This is a genomic window from Amycolatopsis sp. WAC 01416 (assembly GCF_003947485.1).
GTDB lineage: Bacteria > Actinomycetota > Actinomycetes > Mycobacteriales > Pseudonocardiaceae > Amycolatopsis.
Map to the genome: position 1 here is coordinate 578,015 of NZ_QHHX01000005.1, position 19,014 is coordinate 597,028.

A 19,014-nucleotide genomic window follows, 5' to 3' on the forward strand; every position below is an offset into this window, starting at 1 on the left:
ACCGTGGCCCGCGTTGTCGTGACCGGGGTCGGCCCGGTGTCGAGCATCGGGATCGGGATAGCCGCGTTCGCCGAGGCGCTGCGCACCGGCCGATCCGGGATCTCGCCCATCACCAGCTTCGACCCGGCCGGGTTCCCGCACCGGAACGCGGGCGAGGTCCAGACCTTCGATCCGGGTGCCCAGCTCCGCCGGGTCGACCCGGCGGAGTGGGGCCGGTCCAGCCAGTTCGCGGCCAGTGCCGCGCGGCTGGCGCTCGCCGACGCCCGGCTCGACCTGACGTCGGTGGCGCCGGGGCGTGCCCACGCGATCATGGGTACCACCAGCGGTGAGTCCGCGGTCGCGGAGGCGCTCACCGCGCAGATCATCGAGGGCGGTTTCGCCGCGCAGGACCCGGCCCTGCTGACCCAGCTGCCCGCCAACCGGCTGGCGAACGCGGTCAGCGAGGAGCTGGGCTTGTCCGGCGAGTCGCTGACCATCGCGACCGCCTGCTCGGCGAGCAACTACGCGATCGGCTACGCCTACGACCTCCTGGCCGGCGGCGAGGCCGACGTCGTCTTCGCCGGCGGCGCCGATTCGGTGTGCCGCTGGGCGCACGCCGGGTTCTACCGGCTCGGCGCGCTGGCGAAGGACGCCTGCACCCCGTTCGACAAGGACCGCGCGGGGATCCTCACCGGCGAGGGTGGCGCCGTGCTCGCCCTGGAAACCTACGAACACGCCCGGAAAAGGGGCGCCACGGTCTACGCGGAACTGCTCGGGTACGGCGTCAACTGCGATGCCATCCACCCGGTCACGCCGGACGCGCCGACGGTCGCGGAATGCATGCGCATCGCACACCGCAACTCCGGCATCTCACCGTCCGATGTGGACTACATCTGCGCGCACGGCACCGGCACGCAGGTGAACGACCTGGTCGAGAGCAAGGCCGTGATCGAGGTCTTCGGCGAGCGCCCGCCGCCGATCAGCTCGATCAAGTCGATGCTCGGCCACACCATGGGCGCGGCCTGCGGTTTCGGGGCGATTGCCTCGACCATCGCGATCGACCGCGGTTTCCTGCCGCCCACGGTCAACTGGACCACCGCGGATCCGGAACTGGGCGTCGACCCGGTGCCGAACGCGGCCCGCCCGGCGACCGTGCGGGTGGTCCAGAACGACGGTTTCGCCTTCGGTGGCAACAACGCCATCGTGATGTTGGGAGCGCCAGAATGAGCGGTGTGGTGGTGACCGGCTGGAGCGCGCTGACCTCCGCGGGCGTCGGCGTGGACGCGCTGGCGAAGCGGCTCGCTCTGGCCGAGGCGGGCCAAGTCGAAAAGGGCCACGAGATCGGCGACCTCTACGAAGAGCCGCTGCCCGCGACGAGCGGGCACTTCCTCAACAGCTTCAGCCCACGCGAACACCTGGGGCGCAAGGGGACCAGCACCTACGACCGGGCCACCGGGCTGGCCGTGGTGTGCTGTCAGGAGGCGTTGCGCGAGGCCGGGGTGTCCCTCGACGACGAGGTCCGGCCGCGGATCGGAGTGGTGCTCGGGACCTCGCTGGGCAGCTTCAAGTCCACCAGCGACTACACCCGCGAGACCCTGGTGCAGGACAAACCGTACCTGGTCAACCCGATGCTGTTCCCGAACACGGTGATGAACTGCGCCGCCGGGCAGGTCGCCATCCGGTTCGGTCTGCGAGGGGCGAACACCACCATCGCGGGCGGCACCCTCGGTTTCCTCAACGTGCTGCGGTACGCCGGCAACGCCATCGAGCGCGGTCACGTCGACGTCGTCGTCGCGGGCGCGGTGGAGGAGTTCACCCCGCACCGCGCGTGGGCGACTCATCTGACCGGGGCGACCGACGTCGTCGCCGCCGGTGAGGCGGCCGGGATGTTCGTGCTGGCCAAGGAGAACACCCCGGAGTGGGCGGGCACGCGGCAGCGCGCCGGCGTCCTCGCGGTCGCGACGGCCTACGGGCCGGGCGGTGGTGAAGCGGCCGAGACCGCGCTCGCCGGATGTGTGCACCGCGTCCTCGCGAAGGCGGGCGTCGACGCGTCCGAAGTGTCCACTGTGTACACCGGTGAGGTCGAAGACGGCGACGAGCGCGAGTACGGCCCGATCGTCCGAGCGCTGGGCCACCGCCCGGAGCGGGTCATGGTCAAGCGGCTGTTCGGCGAATGCGACGCGGCCTCCGGCGCGGTGGCGCTGGGTGTCCTGCTGGCCGAAGACCGCGATGTCCGCCCCGGCGGGCTGAGCCTGCTCACCGCGCGGGGCGCGGACGGTGCCGTCGGCGCCGCCATCGTGAGGAGGTACGCCGATGGCGGTCTTGATCGCGGGTAGCGCGGTGCGCACCTGCCTCGGTTCGGGAGCGGAGACGTTCGACGGCCTCCTCCGTGGCGTTTGCGGCGTCTCACCGCTGCGGTACGGGGATTCCGGACAGCTGAACGTGGCCTATGGCTACCACGCCGAGCTGGCCGGTGAGCCGTTCCGCGCGGGACGGCTACTGGCCGAATGTCTGAAGGAAGCGGTCGCGCAGTCCGGATTGGACATTGCGACGCAACGGGTCGCCGTCCTCGTCGGCACGGGACTGCGCGAGTTGTCCGCGGTGGAACGGCTGGCGCTCACCGGTGAGCCGGTGTCCGCCGGACGGCTGGACTTCGCCGACGTCGTGGCGGAAACGCTGCCCGGCGCCGCGTACGTGACCACGGTCGTCAACGCGTGCAGCGCCGGCGGCCATGTGCTCGCGCTCGCACAGGACATGCTGGAACTGGGCGAATGCGACGCCGTCGTGGTCGCCGCCGCCGACGCGATGACGCGGTCGATGCTCGCCATGGTCGGGCGCGTCGCCGAGACACCGACCGAGCGTGTCCGCCCGTTCGACCGCGAGCGTACCGGCGTACTCCTCGGCGAGGGCGCGGCGGCGCTCGTCGTCGTGCCCGAGAGCTGGGACGGCCCGGCGCTCGGCCGGGTCGCCGCGACCGGGCTTTCCTGCGACGCCCACCACGCCACGGCGCCGGACATCGAGGGCATCGCCCGCGCGATGTCCGACGCCTACACGCGTGCGGACCGCGCACCGTCCGATGTGGACCTCGTGGTCGCACACGCGACCGGCACCGCGCTCAATGACCCGGTCGAATGCGAGGCGATGCGCAAGGTCGTGCTCGGTGGCGGCGGGAATCCGCTGGTCACCGCGGTGAAGGGGTCGACCGGCCACACCTCGGGCAGCGCAGCACTGGTCAATGTGGACGTCGCGCTGCGGATCTTCGCCTCCGGCGAGGTTCCCGCAGTCGCCGGCCTGACCGACCCGCTCGACGAGGGCATCGGATTACGGCTGGTCATCGGGGACACGGTCACCGCGCGGCCGGATCTGGTGCAGGTCAACTCGTTCGGCTTCGGCGGAGTCAACGCCGTCACCCTGCTGGAGCGCGTATGAAAGCCCGGTTGCTGCTCACCGGCTGGAGCCTGCACCTGCCGGGAATCGCGGAGTTCGACGGCGCGCCGCCGGAGAAGGCCGCCACCGTACTCGGGCGGAAAGGCCTGCTGTACAAGGAACCCTCGACCCGGCTGGCGTTGTGCGCGGTGCATCGTGCGCTCGGTTTCGAACCAGGGCACCGGGTCACCGGGCCGATCGAGACCGGCACCGCCGTGGTCGCCTGCAGCAACCTCGGCAATGTCGAGACGGTCGCGAAGGTCACGCGCGCGGTCGAGGCGGAAGGCGGCCGCGGGGTGAGCGTGCTCGACGCGCCGAACGTGTCGCCGAACGTCGTGGCCAGCACGGTCGCGCTGTGGTTCGGCTTCGGCGGCCCCAACCTGATGCTGTGTTCCGGCAGTACGGCCGGGCACGCCGGCCTGCGGATGGCGAGTCTGCTGCTGCGCTCCGGCCGGGCCACGCGGGTGGTGCTCGTCGGCGCCGAACCGGAGGACGAAATCGCCTCGATCCTGCACGACGGACCGCTGCGCTCCGGGAGCGCTTGCGTGATCCTCGAACCCTGGCGCGAGAACGCCGGGCCCCTGGTCGTCGACGTCGACCCGGTCGCGCCGCCGCCCCGGCGCACGGTCGGATCCGGCGGTTTCGACATCAAGGAACGGTGGGGCGACTTCTACGGCGCGCACGGGGTCGTGGAGCTCGCGCTCGCCGCCCACCTCGCCGTGGCGGAAGGCGAAGGCCGCGTGGGCATCGGCCCGCACCGGCCGGACGGCGGGCCGTCGGTTTCGGTCGCCGTCACACACCACAGCGATGAGATGGGGTACCGGTGAACGGTTCGGCGGTGAAGGCGCACACGATCTCGCCCGGCAGGCCCGGTGCGCCGCTGGTGCTGTTCGCACACGGGATGGAAGGCCACTGGAAGAGCTGGACGCCGCTGGCCGCGCATCTCGACCAGGGCTACCGGGTCGTTTCGCTGGAGCTGCCGTGGAAGGCGGGCAACGACTTCCGCTGGCGCAACCGCTCCTTCGGCAACTGGCTCGGCGACGGCCTGGACATGGTCGGCGCCACTCCGGACGTCCTCGTCGCGCATTCGTTCGGTGCCAACGCCGCGCTGGACCTGATGTGCGGGCTCGACCCGCGCGTCGGTTCGTCGGTGGCGTTGTTCTGCCCGTTCTACCGGCTGCCCCGGTTCGAGGTGACGTGGCGGATGTTCGAGCGTTCGCGCGAGACGTTCACCGCGCACGTCGGCGAGGGGGTCCGCGCCCGGCTCGGCAAACGGGCGGCCACTTTGGATCCCGAGGTCGTCGACGGCATGGTCAAGATCGCGTTGAACCGCGCCGGGCCGCTCGGCTTCGCGGCGGTGTTCGACCGCTACGCCGCGAGCGCCGACCTCCAGCTCGGCAACGTCGAGATCCCGACGAAGGTGCTGGTCGGCGGCATGGACCCGACGCTGCCCGCCGAATCGGCGCGCGCTCTCGCCGACGGCATGCCGGGGGCGACGCTGCACACGCTCGACCGCGGCGACCACTTCTTCCACGTTCGCTACGCCCGGTACGCCGCGGCCGAGGTGACCGGCCTCGTCGAAGACGTCCGGACCATTCCGAAGGTAGGTGAGCTCCGATGACCGCAGTCCTGCGGCCAAGCCGGACCGTCACGCACGGCCGCCCCGCGTTCGAGGGCGCCAACATCCGCACCTGGATCGGTTTCAAGCACTTCATGTACCTGGTCGAGCAGGGTGTCCTGCAGTGGCTGCGCGACCAGGGCACGAGTGCGCGCGATCTGTTCCTCGCGCACGGCCTCGGCGCGGAGATCGTGGACTGCTCGGTGCAGCTGCCCGCGGTGCTGGAACTCGACGACGAGGTCGAAGTCGAGGTCACGCCCGGCCGCGGCGACAAGCTGAACGTCCAGCTCTCCGTGGTCCGCGACGGCGAGAAGGTCACCGTGCTGCGCGGCAAGGTCACCGTCGCGCTGGTCCGCGAGCGGGCGGCCGACAGCACGGCGGCCGCGCCCGAGGCGTTGGCGCATCTGGAGGTCCCGGCGCTGACGTCCACAGTGGAGCGGATCGCCATCCCGGCGGGCGAGACCGCCGAGTCGGTGCTGACCGCGGCGCCGGGCGCGTTCCTGTGGTCCTGGCGAGCGCCGTACTTCTACTGCCACTACTCCGACCGCGTCCAGCATTCCGGTTTCGTCCGGACGCTGGAGGAGGTCGTCGACCGGTACCTCGCCGAACGCGGCATCTCCGTCGGCCGCATGCTGTCCGAACGCGCGTGGATCCCGGTCGTCTCCCGCGCCCGCGTCCGGCTGCTGGAGGAAGCGCGCATGGAGGAGACGGTGCACACGGTGTTCACCGTCACCGACATCCTGCGCGGGGTCATGTTCGACGGCCGGATGGACTGCTACGTCCAGCGTGGCCAGGAGCTGGTGCCGGTCGCGACCGCCCAGATCCTGCACGGCTACGCCATCGCGGCCGGTCCTGGCGCGGGCGGGATGGCGCAGCTGGACGAGGGCGTCGTGCACGCGCTGATCGGGGACCGGGCGTGAGCCGGCCCGCCAAGCTGTACTTCTCGCTGCGCAGCCCGTACAGCTGGCTCGCGATCAACAAGCTGCGCGCCGAGGTACCCGGTGCACTCGAACAGCTGCAATGCTTCCCGTACTGGGATCCGGACACGGTCACCGGGGCCGGCCGCGGCGAGCGCGGCGGCGAGTTCCACTACGTGCAGATGAGCCGCGCGAAGCATCTGTACATGTTGATGGACACCAAACGGATCGCCGAGCAGCAGGGCCGCAAGATGGCCTGGCCGATCGACATCGAACCGTGGTGGGAGCTGCCGCATCTGGCCTGGCTGCGTGCCCGCCGCGAGGGTGTCGAGTGGCCGTTCTACGACGCGCTGAACGACGCGCGCTGGGGTCGCGGCGAGAACATCTGCGAGCCTGGCATCGTGCGTGCGGCGGCCGAGCGGGCCGGGCTCGACCCGGAACTGGCCGTGGGCGCCGTCGACGACCCGGAGATCCGCGCCGAGGGTGTCGAATGCCTCTACCAGGCCTATCTCGACGACATCTTCGGCATCCCGTACTTCAAGTGGGGCCGCCACCGCTTCTGGGGATTCGACCGGCTGGACGGCTTCCTCGGGGTCTGGCAGCCCACGGTGCGAGAGGAGCGTGCGGCATGAGCGAGGACCAGGAGGCCACGGTCACCGAGCTGCCCACCGACCAGTGGTACGGCGTACCCGCCGAACTGCTGGACGAGGGGGCCGCCTACGACTGGGACAGCCCGGGCGGCTGCGGATGAGGACCGTCGAAGAGGAACGGCTCTACCGCAAGCAACGCCTGGCGGCGACCATGCGGCTGTTCGCGGTACGCGGTTTCGACGAGGGCGCGGGCGGGCACGTGACCGCCCGCGACCCCGGCGACCCGGACCGGTTCTGGATCAACCCGTTCGGCGTCCACTTCGGACACGTCCGGGTCAGCGACCTGCTGCTGGTCGACAGCCGGGGTGAAGTCGTCGAAGGCGACGGGAGGATCAACCCGGCCGGGTTCGTCATCCACTCGCACGTCCACGCGGCGCGTCCCGACGTCGTCGCCGTCGCACACGCGCACTCCACCTACGGGCGCGCGTGGGCGGCGCTGGGCCGCAAGCTCGACCCGATCACCCAGGACGCCTGCGCGTTCTACGAGGACCACGAGGTCTTCGACGAATTCGGCGGCGTGGTGCTGGATTCCGACGAGGGCAAACGGATCGCGGTCCGCCTCGGCACTGGCAAGGCGGTGATCCTGCGCAACCACGGGCTGCTCACGGTCGGCGGCACGGTGCAGGAGGCGGCCTGGTGGTTCACCACCATGGACGGCTCGTGCCACGTGCAACTGCTCGCGGAAGCGGCCGGGAAGCCGGTACCGATCGAGCCCGCGGTCGCGCGGCACACCGCGTCGATGATCGGCACGCCGGGGATGGGGCGGCTCAACTTCCGGCCGCTGTACGCCGATCTCGTGCGCCGCCAACCGGACTTGCTGGATTGAGTCTGCCGGCGGCGCCGCCGGTCTCGTCACAGAGGCACTACCCACCGGTGTGATCCCTGGCAACACACTTTGCCTTACTCGTCGAATACCTGGAAACGACCGGACGCGGGTTCACCAAAGGAGATTGAGGGGAAGGTCATGCCGACGCTACTGAACGACTACATCGCCGAGGACGGGACCGGGGTCGCGATCGTCGACGAGGCGGGCGCGGTCGGGTGGCGGCTGCTGGGGGAGCGGGTGAACCGCTGGATCGCCCTCCTGCGTGACCGCGGGATCGGCGAGGGTGACCGGCTGGCCTGTGTCCTCGGCAACCGTCGCGAGACCTTCGAGGTCCTCCTGGCTTGCCTGCACTCCGGGATCACCGTGGTACCGATCAACTGGCATCTCACCGATCCCGAAATCGCTTACATCGTCTCGGACTCCGGGAGCAAGGCGCTGGTCGTCGAGCCTTCGTACGCCGAGACGGCCGGCCGCGCGGTCGCCCGTTCCACGGGGGAATGCGCGACGCTGATCGTCACCGGTTCCGCGGACGAGGCCGGTTTCGAAGCGGCGGAACCGTTGCTGGCGCGGATGTCCTCGGCCGAACCCGATGGACAGACCTGCGGCGCCACGATGTTGTACACCTCGGGCACGACGGGCGCGCCCAAAGGCGTGGTGAACGGCCTGTTCGTCGTCGGCGCGCCGTTCTCCCGGGTGGCGAAGCTGACCCGGTACGCGCACGTCGTCCTGGACGTCCCGTCGCGCGAACGATGCCTGCTCGACGGTCCCTGGTACCACTCGTCCCAGCTGTTCTTCTCCCTGCTCGGTCTGCTGCTCGGCTCGACGCTGGTGATCCGCCGCTCGTTCGATCCCGAGTCCACATTGGACACCATCGACCGCGAGCGGATCACCGCCGCGCATCTGGTGCCCACCCAGTTCATCCGCCTGCTGCGGCTGCCGCCGGAGGTCCGCGCGCGGTTCTCGGGGGCGAGCCTCGGCCGCGTGTGGCACGGCGGCGGACCGTGCCCGCCGGACGTCAAGCGCCGGATGATCGACTGGTGGGGTCCCGTGCTGACGGAGTACTACGGCGCCACCGAGGGCGGTGCGGTCACGCTCACCGGCTCGCGCGACTGGCTCGCGCATCCCGGCAGCGTCGGCAAGGCCGTGCCGCCGAACGAGATCGTGATCCTCGGCGAGGACGGCACCCCGCAACCGATCGGTGCTTCCGGACAGGTGTTCGTCCGCCGCGTCAAAGGCCAGAGCTTCAGGTACCACAACGCCCCGGAGAAGACGCGGTCCGCGCATCTGGAGCCGGGCACCTTCACCTTCGGCGACGTCGGCCACCTCGACGAGGACGGCTTCCTCTATCTCACCGGCCGCGCGCAGGACATGATCGTCTCCGGCGGGGTCAACGTGTACCCGGCCGAGATCGAGGCCGTGCTGCTCAATCATCCGGTGGTCCGGGACGTCGCCGTCATCGGCGTCCCCGACGACGAGTTCGGTGAGCGGTTCGAGGCCGTCGTCGAGGTCACCGGCGAGGCCCCCGCCGACCTGTTCGCTCTGCTGGACCCGTTCTGTCGCGAATCCTTGGCGGGCTTCAAAACCCCGAGGACGTATCACGTCATCGAGCGGCTGCCCCGTGAGGCGACCGGCAAACTCCGCAAGGACGTGCTGCGCGAGAGTTTCGCCGTGATCGGCATCGAGCGGCCCGACATCGCGCATCCGGCGACGTTCGCCGACGGCGTGCCGCATGCGGAGTTCGCCCGCCGTCGCGAGACCGAACCGGTGGCCTGGACCCCGGAACCGTTGCTGACGCGGCATTCCAGTGCCGGCAGCACCACCCAGCGCGGCTCCGGCTACTGGGCGGTGACGCGCTACGACGACGTCTACTCCGTGTCACGGCGGCCTGAGGAGTTCTCGTCCGCTGCCAAGGGCGCCTTCCTGCCCGACCCGCGCACGCCGGGTGACCTCAAGCAGACCCGGCAACTGCTGGTCAGCATGGACGGCCCGGAGCACGTCCGGATCCGCCGTCTGGTCGCGACCGTGTTCACGCCCAAATCGGTCCGCGGGCTGAGTGACAGCATCGCCGGGCACGCGCGGCGGCTGGTGGAGAAGGTCACCGACGGCGCCGAGTTCGACGCCGTCGCCGATTTCGCCGCCGAGTTGCCCCTGCTGGTCCTGTGCGATCTGCTCGGGTTCCCGCCGGACGACCGGCACCTGCTCTACCGCTGGAGCAACGCGCTGGTCGGCTTCGACGACCCGGAGTTCGGCGGCGGCGACGTCGAGGCGTACCGCCGGACCTTCGCCGAGGCGTTCGCCTACGCGATGAAGCTCGGCATGTCCCGGCGCGAGACCCCGACCGACGACCTGATCAGCAGGCTGGTCAACGCCGAGGTCGACGGGAAACACCTGAGCGACCGCGAGTTCTGCAGCTTCTGGCTGCTGCTGGTGGTCGCGGGCAACGAAACCACCCGTCACCTGATCTCCGGTTCGCTGGAGGCACTGGTGAACAACCCGGCGGAACGGGACAGGCTGGTGTCCGGCGAAGTGCCGGTGGCCACCGCGGTCGACGAGCTGATCCGCTGGGTCACGCCGATCATGCAGTTCCGCCGCACCGCCGTCCGGGACACGGAGATCGCCGGGCAGTCCGTCGCCGAGGGCGACAAGGTCGTCGTCTACTACACCTCGGCCAACCGCGACCCGGCCGTGTTCACCGATCCGGACCGGCTCGACCTCGGCCGCGATCCCAACCCCCATCTGTCGTTCGGGATCGGCCCGCATTTCTGCCTCGGCGCGCATCTGGCCAGGCTGGAGATGTCGACGCTGCTGACCGAACTGCTGCCGCAGCTGTCCCGCCTGCGCCTGACCGGGCCGGTGACCCGGCTCGAATCGAACTTCGTCAACGGCGCCAAGTCCATGCCCGCGCGCTTCGTGTCCTTCGGATGATTCCACGAGAAAGGGAGGCCGTCGTGCCCTCGAAACCTGTCCAGCCGAGCCGTGCGGGAACGGTCCCCTGGCCCGCCGACCTCGTCGAGCGCTATGTCGCCGAAGGCCACTGGAAGGGCCAGGCGCTCGCTTCGCGCTTCGTGACCGCCGCCGACGCGACTCCGGACGTCGAAGCGCTGACCGACGGCGACTTCAGGCTGACCTATGCCGAACTGCTGTCCCGTGTGGACGGTGCCGCCCAGCGGTTGCGTGCGCTGGGTCTCCGGCCCGACGACCGGCTCCTGATGCAGCTGCCCAACGGCTGGGAGTTCGTCGTGCTGACGCTGGCGTGCTTCCGGCTCGGCGTGATCCCGGTGATGGCGCTGATCCAGCACCGCAGGCACGAACTGTCCTACCTGGCCGAGCTGTCCGAGGCACGCGCGATCGCCGTGCCGGACCGGGTGAAGGACTTCGACCACCAGGAACTCGCGGCCGGGATCGCCGCCGGGGCCGAGACGATCGAGCACGTCATCGTCGCCGGTGACGTCCGCGACGGCCACGTCGACCTGCGCGCCCTTTGTGCCCCGGCGCCGGATCCCGCGGCGGCGCGCACCGAGCTGGACGCGTCGGCTCCCGACCCTCGTTCGGTCGCGCTGCTGATCCTTTCCGGTGGCACCACGGGTTTGCCGAAGCTCATCGCGCGCACCCACGACGACTACGCCTGCTACGTCGACGGATCCGCCGACGCTTTCGGTTTCGGCGCCTCTTCGGTGTATCTCGCCGTGCTGCCGTTCGGGCACAACTACCCGCTGAGCGCGATCCTCGGCGTGCTGTGGGCGGGCGGCCGCGTGGTCGTCTCGCCGTCGCCGTCCGCGCGTGACTCGCTCGGCGCGATCGAGACCGAACGTGCCACGGTGACGTCGGTGGTGCCGGCGATCGTGGTGCGCTGGCTCGAGTACCGCGAGGCCGACCAGCACCACGACCTGTCGTCGTTCCAGGTGCTGACGCTCGGCGCCGCGCGGCTGCAGGACCAGCTGGTCCGGCAGATCAGCTCGGTGTTCGGCTGCACGTTGCAGCAGGGCTACGGGATGGCGGAGGGGCTGACCAACCTCACCCGGCTGGACGACCCGTTCGACATCACCTGCGACACCCAGGGCCGCCCGATCAATCCGGCCGACGAACTGCGTGTCGTCGACCCCGACGGGAATCCGGTCCCGCCGGACGAGCAGGGCGAGCTGATCACCCGCGGCCCGTACACCATCCGCGGTTACTACCGCGCGCCCGAACACAACGAGCGCGCCTTCACCCCGGACGGCTGGTACCGCACGGGCGACGTCGTGCGGCTGCGCCCGGACGGCTACGTCGTCGTCGAGGGGCGCACCAAGGACGTGATCAACCGCGGTGGCGAGAAGATCGCGGCCGAGGAGGTCGAGTCCTTCGCCTATCAGCTCGACTCGGTGGAGATGGCGGCCTCGGTCGCGATGCCGGATCCCGTGCTGGGGGAGCGCGGCTGCCTCTACGTCGTGCCGACCCCCGGCAATTCCGTCGCGCTGCAAGACGTCATCGACGTCATGGAGACGGCGGGGGTGGCCCGGTTCAAACTGCCGGAGCGGCTGGTCGTCGTCGACGCGATGCCGCGCACACCGATCGGGAAGATCGACAAGAAGGTCCTGCGCGCGGACATCGCGCGACGCCTCGAAGAAGAAGCCGCCTGAGCCGGCCTCGTGAGTGGTAAGGACGGTTCTGGCGGACTGTCTTCGACTGCCGCTGGGATCGGTGTCGCCCCTCTCGACCGGCCGTGCTTGATCAACGGAGGATCGGGGACGGTGAGTGTCCCCGATCCTCCGTTGATCAAGGCTGAAACCGCAGTAGCCTTCGAACTGGTCTTCACGACCCCGCTCACGGCGGAAATGCTCGCAGAATGGGATAAGACGTGGCCCATACGGCGGTGCGAAGCTTGCGAGGCAGCCGGTTACTGGTCTGGGTTCCGCCGCGTGACGTGGAAATGCTCGAACGCGGTTCACCCCCATCGCTTTTGGGAGAAAGGACGCACAAATGAGCGTTACCGCAACGCGGACTGGCGGGCCGCCCGCAGCCGCGGAAAAGCCAGCCAAACAACGCTATCTCGCCGTCGACGGCCTGCGCGGGGTCTGCGCGCTGGCCCTGCTCTTCACACACGTCGCGATGATCGCGGGAGTGCTCGGCACCAAGGAACTCGGCGGCACGATCGCTTCGACCAGTGCGGTCGGTGGCTTCTTCACCGGCGGGTTGCAGATCTTCGCCGGCGTCTTCTTCGTGCTCACGGGCATGTTCGTCTACCAGGGCTTCGCGAAGTCGATCATCAACGGCACTCCGCGCAAACGCGAAGGCACGGTGATCCGGCGGGTGCTGCGCCTGCTCCCCGCGTACTACGCGATGTACCTCGTGGTGCTGGTCGCGCTGAACCTCCAGCAGGTCGAGAACCTGTGGGACGTCCTCCGTCCGATGCTGCTGCTGCACATCTACGACTGGGACGGCTGGAGCAACGGCATGGAGATCACGTGGACCGTGCCGGATATGGCGCAGTTCTACCTCCTGCTGCCGCTGCTCGCCTGGGCCACCTTCAAGTTCGCGTCCCGCGGCAAGACCGCGCGGGCGCGGGCGTACCGGATGATGCTCCCGGTGCCGCTCCTGTTCGCGGCCGGTATCGCCTGGCTGCTGTACTCGCAGATGAACGGCCTCGGCACCCGCGCGCTGTTCTGGTACCCGATGGGTCTGATGCCCGAGGTCGCGATCGGTATGGTCATCGCGATCTGGCTGGAGCTGCAGAAGGCGTCGCCTCGGGATACGCCCAAGCTGCTCGCTTTCGCCGGCCGCCACCGCGTGCTGTTCCTGGGCATCGCGCTGACCTGCCTGCTCATCAACTGCGCCCGTCCCGGCAGTGAAATCGGCATGGACGACTATTACAGTCTCACCGCACTCGGGATCTTCTACGGCCTGTTGGCCATTCTCTCGGCGACCCTGTTGCTTTCGATGGTCGCGCCGGGACCCGAGTCGCGCTTCATCCGCGCGGTGTTCACCAACCGGGTGATCCTGTTCATCGGCAAGATCTCCTATGGCGTTTATCTGTGGCAGTTCGCGGTGATGCATTTCTATCTGCAGAAGCCGAACGCCTATTTCAACGGGGAGCCGATGCCGTTGATGATGATCCGCGCCGGCACCGGGTTCTGGGAGCTGCAACTGGTCACCCTGGTCGGCACGATCATCCTGTCGACGATCTCGTACTACCTGTTGGAACGCCCGCTGATGAACTGGGGCGAGCGGGTCATCAAGCGCCGGGCCGCCCGCAAGGCCGCCGCGGTGCCGCCACCGCGTGGGGAATCTGTTCCGGTGTAGTCCTTCGCCATCGGACCCTTCCGGCCTGGCGTCCGCCGCAGCGGACGCCAGGCCGTTCCCGCATTCGCTTCCGGAGGTTCGTCGTGTCCTTTTCCGCCCCTTTGAAAGGTTTCCGGGTCCACTGTGGTGGATCCGGCCCGGCCGTCGAGACCGCGCTCGATCGGCTGCGGATGCTGGAGGCCGAAGTCGATGCCGCGCGACCCGGACCCCTCAGCCTGATCGGGCCGGGCGTTTCGGCCGAGGCCGGTTTGCGCGGGCAGTTCCCGGAGAACCTCGTGCAGGCCGACTGCGGGATCATGGCACTGCACGGACGGTCGGAGGCTCAGCCGCGCCCGCTGGGCGTCGACTATGTTTCGGTGCTCACGGGAATCGCCGCCGTCCAGGGCATGCTGGCCACGACTTTGGCTCAGCTGCGCGGAAACCCGGTGTCCCGGGTCGAGCTGGGCGCGGACGGCGTCGCCTTGTTCGCGGTCGGGCAGTACATCGCCGCCGCCACCGCGGACGAGGATCCCGAGGGACAGGAAGGAACGCCGTCGGCGGCGCGGCCGCCGTTCGTCTCCGCCGACGGAGTCGCGTTCGAGGTCGAAGCCTTCAGCGGTGAGGCCTGGCAACGGTTCTGGGCCTCGCTGGGAACGCCGGAACGAGCGATCGGCCGGGGCTGGCGGCCGTTCCTCCTCCGCTACGAACGTGCGTCGGTGTCGCTCCCACGCGAGCTGCACGAGGCGGCCGAGTCCACCTCGTTCGAGGAGATCCGCTCGATCGCCGCGTCGACCGGGATGCACGTCTGCCCGGTGCGGACGGTGGCCGACCGGCGCACCGATCCTGACGCGGGCTCACCGCCGTGGTCCTTCCGTGCCGGACGTGCGGCGCCGCCCGGATCCGGGGCCACCGCAGGTCTTCCGCTCGCCGGAATCCACGTCGTCGAGTCGACGCGCCGGGTGCAGGGCCCGCTGGCGACCCGGCTGCTGTCGCTGCTCGGCGCGACCGTCACCCGGATCGAACCGCCGGGCGGCGACCCCTTGCGGGGCATGCCGCCGATGGCGGGCGACTGCTCGGCGAAGTTCCGCGTCCTCAACGACGGCAAACGGGTCGCCGAGATCGACTTCAAGCAGGCGGAGGGCCGTGCCGAAGTCCTGGAGCTGATCCGCGACGCCGACGTCTTCCTGCACAATTGGGCGCCCGGCAAGGACATCGAGCTCGGCCTGGACGCGGCCACCCTGCACGCGGTGAACCCCGGACTGGTGTATGCGGCAGCGTGCGGCTGGGGTGACGCGCTGGGGAAGAACCCGCCCGCCGGCACGGACTACATGGTCCAGGCCTACTCCGGGGTGGCCGACGCGCTGACGCACGCCGGGGCACCGCCGCGTCCGACGTTGATGATCATGGTGGACGTCGCGGGCGGATTCGTTTCGGCGGAAGGGATCCTGGCCGCGCTGGTGGCGCGTCAGCGCACCGGCCGCGGTGGCGAGGTCACGACGTCGCTGCTGGCCGCGGCGGACGCGCTGTTGCACGAGCCGTCGCCCGCCGCCGTCGACGGCGTCTTCGCGGCGGCCGACGGGCTGCTCGCGATCGTGACCGACGACGTCGACGCGCTGTGTTCGCTCCTCGGCATTTCGCTGCCATCAAGCGAAGAACTACCGGACGCGATCACCAAGGCGCTGGGCACGCGGCCGGTGGCGGACTGGGCACGGAGGCTGGGCCCGATCGCGGTGCCCGTCCGGCGCGACCTCGGCACGCTCGTGTCGCGCCATCCCGGGCGGTTCGAGCGGAACGGATGTGCGATCGCCACTTCACCGTGGGCCTTTTCTTGATCCGTGGCAGCGTAGGAGATGTCCACCTGGTGAGAACGCTGGGACCATGTGGTGCGAACAGGTGATCCGGTCGGCGGAGGAGCTTCGGGATGAGTGGGAACACGCTGGGCGTGCTGGGCTCCGACGTCAAGGTGGGATTGGCCGACGGGTCGAAGATCGCCTACGCCAACCTGGACTACGCGGCGAGCGCGCCGTGCCTGCGCGAAGTGGCCGACGTGGTGGGGGAGCTGCTTCCGCTCTACGCGAGCGTGCACCGCGGTGCCGGTGCGCTTTCCCGGCTGTGCACGGAAAAGTACGAAGCCGCCCGCGAATCCGTCACCGAGTTCCTCGGCTGCCGCCCTGACGACGCGGTGGTGTTCACCCGTAACACCACCGACGCGCTGAACCTGCTCGCGCACGCCGTTCCGGCGGGCACCGTCGTCATCACGTTCGAAGGCGAACACCACGCGAACCTCTTACCCTGGAACAAAGTCGTCCGGCTCCCCGCGCCTTCGTCGCCAGGTGAAGCGATTTCCGCCGCTACGAACGCGCTTTCAACGCAGGACGAGGGCCCCGTGCTGCTGGCCGTCACCGGAGCGTCCAATGTGACCGGTGAGGTCTGGCCGCTGGCCGAACTCGCCGCCACCGCCCACCGCTTCGGCGCCCGCATCGCGGTGGACGCCGCGCAACTCGCGCCACACCGGCGTATCGACATCGCCGCGCTCGACCTCGACTATGTGGCTTTCTCCGGCCACAAGCTGTACGCCCCCTTCGGCACCGGCGTACTCGCGGGCCGCGCCGACTGGCTCGACGGCGCACGGCCGTACCTCTCGGGCGGCGGCGCCACCGCGCACGTCGGTGACGCGCCCGGCGACGTCCGCTGGGCGTCCGGTGCCGCGCGCCACGAGGCGGGCTCCCCGAACGTCATCGGCGCCGTGGCCCTCGCCGCCGCATGCGATGCCCTCGTGGCGGCGGACCTGGACACGGTCCGAGCCGAGGAGGACGCCCTCATGGCCCGGCTGCACGACGGCCTGGCGGCGATCCCCGCGGCGCGGATACTGGGAGCAGGCGACAGCTGGCCGGACAGGCTGGGCATCGTCTCCTTCACTGTCGACGGCGTCGAGACTCGCACGGTGTCCACCCGCCTGGCCGCGGAATTCGGCATCGGCGTGCGCGACGGCCTCTTCTGTGCCCACCCCTTCACCCGGCGGCTGCTGGACGAAGCGGGCGCGACCACGCCGACCGCGGTGCGCGCGAGCATCGGCATCGGTACTACCGCTGAACACATCGACCGGTTGATCACCGGAATCCGGTCCATCTCCGGGACTTGAGTAGCGGGCCTATCGCCGGAACCAGCGCCGCCGCTTTTCCGTGGTGCCGGACGGCTGTAGCCCCAGCCTTCCGGTCAGGAAGAAGGTTCCGGTCACGATGTTGCCGCGCGCGGGTGGTTCCTCGAGGTCGGTGGTCGCGATGGCGACGTCGACTTCGATCGCGGCGATGGTGCGGACCCGGATCCGATGGAATGCCGCACCGGTAACGGTATTCACGGGAGTCTCGGCCTCGATGACTACACCGGCGAACAGCGCGTGAGCTGAGGGTGTCCAGTCGGACGCGGGCTCTGCGAGCGCGAAGGTGCCGGAAGGGATGAAGTGGTCGGCGGCGAATTTCGGTCCGTCGTCGCCCTGCGAGGCGTAGTAGGCCTCGGCGTCGGCGTGCACGGTGACGTCTTCGGCCAGAGCGGCCAGCACCAGGGACCCGGTCTCGAGCTGCCCGCCGGCGTCGGCGAGAACCGCTCGGTCTTCAAGCTCCACCGCGATGGGACAGACCATTTCCCCCTCGACGCCATCGAGGAGGTCGAGCGTCGCGGTCTCGTCGTCGACGAGGCGAACGTCGCGCACCGGCACCGCGGGCGTCGTGCCGGCCAGACACGGCAGGAGGTACTCGATCCCGCGGTCGCGGACCTGTGCGACCAGCCGGGCACCCGAGGCGTCAGTCCCAACATGTTCACTGAGCTTTGCGGCGATCTGCCGGGTTTCGCCCATACCGACCAGGGAAATGACCTTTTCCCCGAACTCGTCCTGGTCGGTGAAGCCGATCCCGATCGCCTCGAAGTGGCTCGACACGCGCATTCCCCCTGTTTCGTTGTCCGCTGGAGATTACCGACCAGGCCGGACAAGGTCATCCAGGTTTACGTGAGGTACTGGCTGAACCGCCGCTGCGGGTCGTACGCCGCCCAGCCCGGGTCCCCGGTACCGGCGAACGCGACCCAGGTGCCGTGGATCCGGGCCGCGAGGCCGTCCGGGGCGGGGTCGGGACCGAGCAGGCCAGTGTCGCCGTGCAGCCAAGGCTTGTCGGCGATGTCGAAGACGAAGGGCAGCTCGACGGTGTGGGCGGCGCCGAGTCGTCCGTTCAGGGCGGTCGAGCGATATCCGAACGAGTAGACGTGTGTGCGGCCGCCCGAGATCTGTGCGTGGGCTTGCGCCATGCGGGCCGTACCGGCTCCGAACAGAGCCTCCCCGAGCACGTCCGCCTCCGTGGCGGGCTCCGGATCGCCCTGCGGCACAAGGTAAAGACGCCCCTCTTCGGTGTTGGTCCCGATCAGCAGGTCCACGTCGCGGGCCGGGCCGTCCGCGAGACCGTCGGCGGGCTGGACCGCGAGAACCAGGCTGAACGGGCTGAGACCGGCCAACGGGTCTGTCGCGGTGCTGGTGCGCAGGTCGAGTCCGGCCAGTGCGGGCAGGACTTCGAGGAAGCGCTCGTCCGGAATCGCGGAGAAGGCGTCGGCGGTCGGTTCGACGCCCAGCGTGGCGGCCGCCGTGGTGGTGACCCGTCGCGCCTGTTCCGGGGTGAAGGCGCCGGTGCCGCTGCCGCTCTGGATGATCGCCCGCCGGAACAGCCCTTTGGCTTCAGGCGTCGCGAGTAGCGCTCCGACGAGGGTGGCGCCCGCGGACTGGCCGAAGATCGTGACGTTGTCCGGGTCGCCGCCGAACGCCGCGATCGTGGCTCGCACCCAGCCGAGCGCGGCGAGCACGTCGAGCAGTCCGCGGTTGGGCGGAGCGCCATCCAGGTCGAGGAAACCAGGGATGCCGAGGCGGTAGTTCACCGTCACGAGGACGATGCCGTCGCGGGCGAACGCGCTGCCGTCGTAGAGTGCCGCGCGGTTCGAGCCGGTGACGAATCCGCCGCCGTGCACGAAGACCAGGACGGGTCGCTCGCCGCTGTCGGCGGCAGGCGTGCGGACGTCGACGGTCAGGTACTCCTCGCCCCGGACCCAGCCCGGTCCGAAGTAGGGGGTCATGTCGAGCTTGCCGAAGTCGCGGGCCGGTTGGGGAGCCGTCGGCGAAGGCCGGGTGCCGTCGCGGACGCCGGACCAGCCAGGATGCGGTGCGGGCGAGGTGAAACGGCGGGCACCGATCGGTGCCGCCGCGTAGGGGATGGCACGGTAGAACTCGCCGGAGTCGTCGCGGACGCCGCGCACCGCGCCCGCCGGGGTTTCGACGACCGGATCTGCGTACTGGGTCACGGGAAA

The 19,014-nt window shown here is 70.0% G+C and carries 16 protein-coding genes; 14 read left to right on the forward strand and 2 right to left on the reverse strand.

Annotated elements, in window-relative coordinates:
• Positions 1-3 precede the first annotated feature (3 nt).
• The 14 genes from DL990_RS19925 to DL990_RS19985 all read left to right on the forward strand — a co-directional run bounded on the left by DL990_RS19925 (position 4) and on the right by DL990_RS19985 (position 16,816).
• Positions 4-1,206 carry a beta-ketoacyl synthase gene (locus DL990_RS19925; protein WP_125785178.1) on the forward strand — a complete coding sequence of 401 codons (1,203 nt, stop codon included), beginning with the start codon at positions 4-6 and terminating at the stop codon, positions 1,204-1,206.
• Entirely contained in the window at positions 1,203-2,315 is a 1,113-nt protein-coding gene (locus DL990_RS19930; RefSeq protein ID WP_125785177.1) for a beta-ketoacyl synthase N-terminal-like domain-containing protein, read from the forward strand. The genes DL990_RS19925 and DL990_RS19930 overlap by 4 nt, the downstream gene beginning before the upstream one ends.
• Positions 2,293-3,408 carry a beta-ketoacyl synthase N-terminal-like domain-containing protein gene (locus DL990_RS19935; RefSeq protein WP_125799528.1) on the forward strand — a complete coding sequence of 372 codons (1,116 nt, stop codon included), beginning with the start codon at positions 2,293-2,295 and terminating at the stop codon, positions 3,406-3,408. The genes DL990_RS19930 and DL990_RS19935 overlap by 23 nt, the downstream gene beginning before the upstream one ends.
• Entirely contained in the window at positions 3,405-4,232 is an 828-nt protein-coding gene (locus tag DL990_RS19940; RefSeq protein ID WP_125785175.1) for a beta-ketoacyl synthase N-terminal-like domain-containing protein, read from the forward strand. Before DL990_RS19935 ends, DL990_RS19940 begins: the two co-directional genes overlap by 4 nt.
• Positions 4,229-5,026 carry an alpha/beta fold hydrolase gene (locus DL990_RS19945; RefSeq protein ID WP_125799529.1) on the forward strand — a complete coding sequence of 266 codons (798 nt, stop codon included), beginning with the start codon at positions 4,229-4,231 and terminating at the stop codon, positions 5,024-5,026. Before DL990_RS19940 ends, DL990_RS19945 begins: the two co-directional genes overlap by 4 nt.
• Positions 5,023-5,943 carry a thioesterase family protein gene (locus DL990_RS19950; protein ID WP_125799530.1) on the forward strand — a complete coding sequence of 307 codons (921 nt, stop codon included), beginning with the start codon at positions 5,023-5,025 and terminating at the stop codon, positions 5,941-5,943. The genes DL990_RS19945 and DL990_RS19950 overlap by 4 nt, the downstream gene beginning before the upstream one ends.
• Positions 5,940-6,572: a DsbA family protein gene (locus tag DL990_RS19955; protein WP_125799531.1), complete on the forward strand. Its 633-nt coding sequence runs from the start codon at positions 5,940-5,942 to the stop codon at positions 6,570-6,572. Before DL990_RS19950 ends, DL990_RS19955 begins: the two co-directional genes overlap by 4 nt.
• A complete protein-coding gene (locus DL990_RS42185; protein WP_255431380.1) occupies positions 6,569-6,691 on the forward strand; it encodes a hypothetical protein in 123 nt (40 codons plus the stop codon). The genes DL990_RS19955 and DL990_RS42185 overlap by 4 nt, the downstream gene beginning before the upstream one ends.
• Entirely contained in the window at positions 6,688-7,416 is a 729-nt protein-coding gene (locus DL990_RS19960; RefSeq protein WP_125785171.1) for a class II aldolase/adducin family protein, read from the forward strand. The genes DL990_RS42185 and DL990_RS19960 overlap by 4 nt, the downstream gene beginning before the upstream one ends.
• Before the next feature lie 138 nt (positions 7,417-7,554).
• Positions 7,555-10,341, forward strand: coding sequence for a cytochrome P450 (locus DL990_RS19965; RefSeq protein WP_125799532.1), 2,787 nt, complete (start codon positions 7,555-7,557; stop codon positions 10,339-10,341).
• A 23-nt stretch (positions 10,342-10,364) separates the two neighbouring features.
• Positions 10,365-12,035, forward strand: coding sequence for a (2,3-dihydroxybenzoyl)adenylate synthase (locus tag DL990_RS19970; protein WP_125799533.1), 1,671 nt, complete (start codon positions 10,365-10,367; stop codon positions 12,033-12,035).
• Positions 12,036-12,375: 340 nt separating this feature from the next.
• Positions 12,376-13,695 carry an acyltransferase gene (locus DL990_RS19975; RefSeq protein WP_125799534.1) on the forward strand — a complete coding sequence of 440 codons (1,320 nt, stop codon included), beginning with the start codon at positions 12,376-12,378 and terminating at the stop codon, positions 13,693-13,695.
• Positions 13,696-13,778: 83 nt separating this feature from the next.
• A complete protein-coding gene (locus DL990_RS19980) occupies positions 13,779-15,506 on the forward strand; it encodes a CoA transferase (RefSeq protein ID WP_125799535.1) in 1,728 nt (575 codons plus the stop codon).
• Between the two features lie 89 nt (positions 15,507-15,595).
• Positions 15,596-16,816, forward strand: coding sequence for an aminotransferase class V-fold PLP-dependent enzyme (locus DL990_RS19985; protein WP_125799536.1), 1,221 nt, complete (start codon positions 15,596-15,598; stop codon positions 16,814-16,816).
• A gap of 9 nt (positions 16,817-16,825) precedes the next feature.
• On the opposite strand, the gene DL990_RS19990 is transcribed toward DL990_RS19985, so the two are convergent.
• Both DL990_RS19990 and DL990_RS19995 read right to left on the reverse strand, forming a co-directional pair.
• The gene (locus DL990_RS19990) at positions 16,826-17,527 is read right to left on the reverse strand and encodes a hypothetical protein (protein ID WP_233620518.1); all 702 of its coding nucleotides are present in this window, start codon (positions 17,525-17,527) and stop codon (positions 16,826-16,828) included.
• A gap of 146 nt (positions 17,528-17,673) precedes the next feature.
• Positions 17,674-19,008, reverse strand: a complete 1,335-nt coding sequence (locus tag DL990_RS19995; protein WP_125799538.1) for a carboxylesterase/lipase family protein — start codon at positions 19,006-19,008, stop codon at positions 17,674-17,676.
• Positions 19,009-19,014 lie beyond the last annotated feature (6 nt).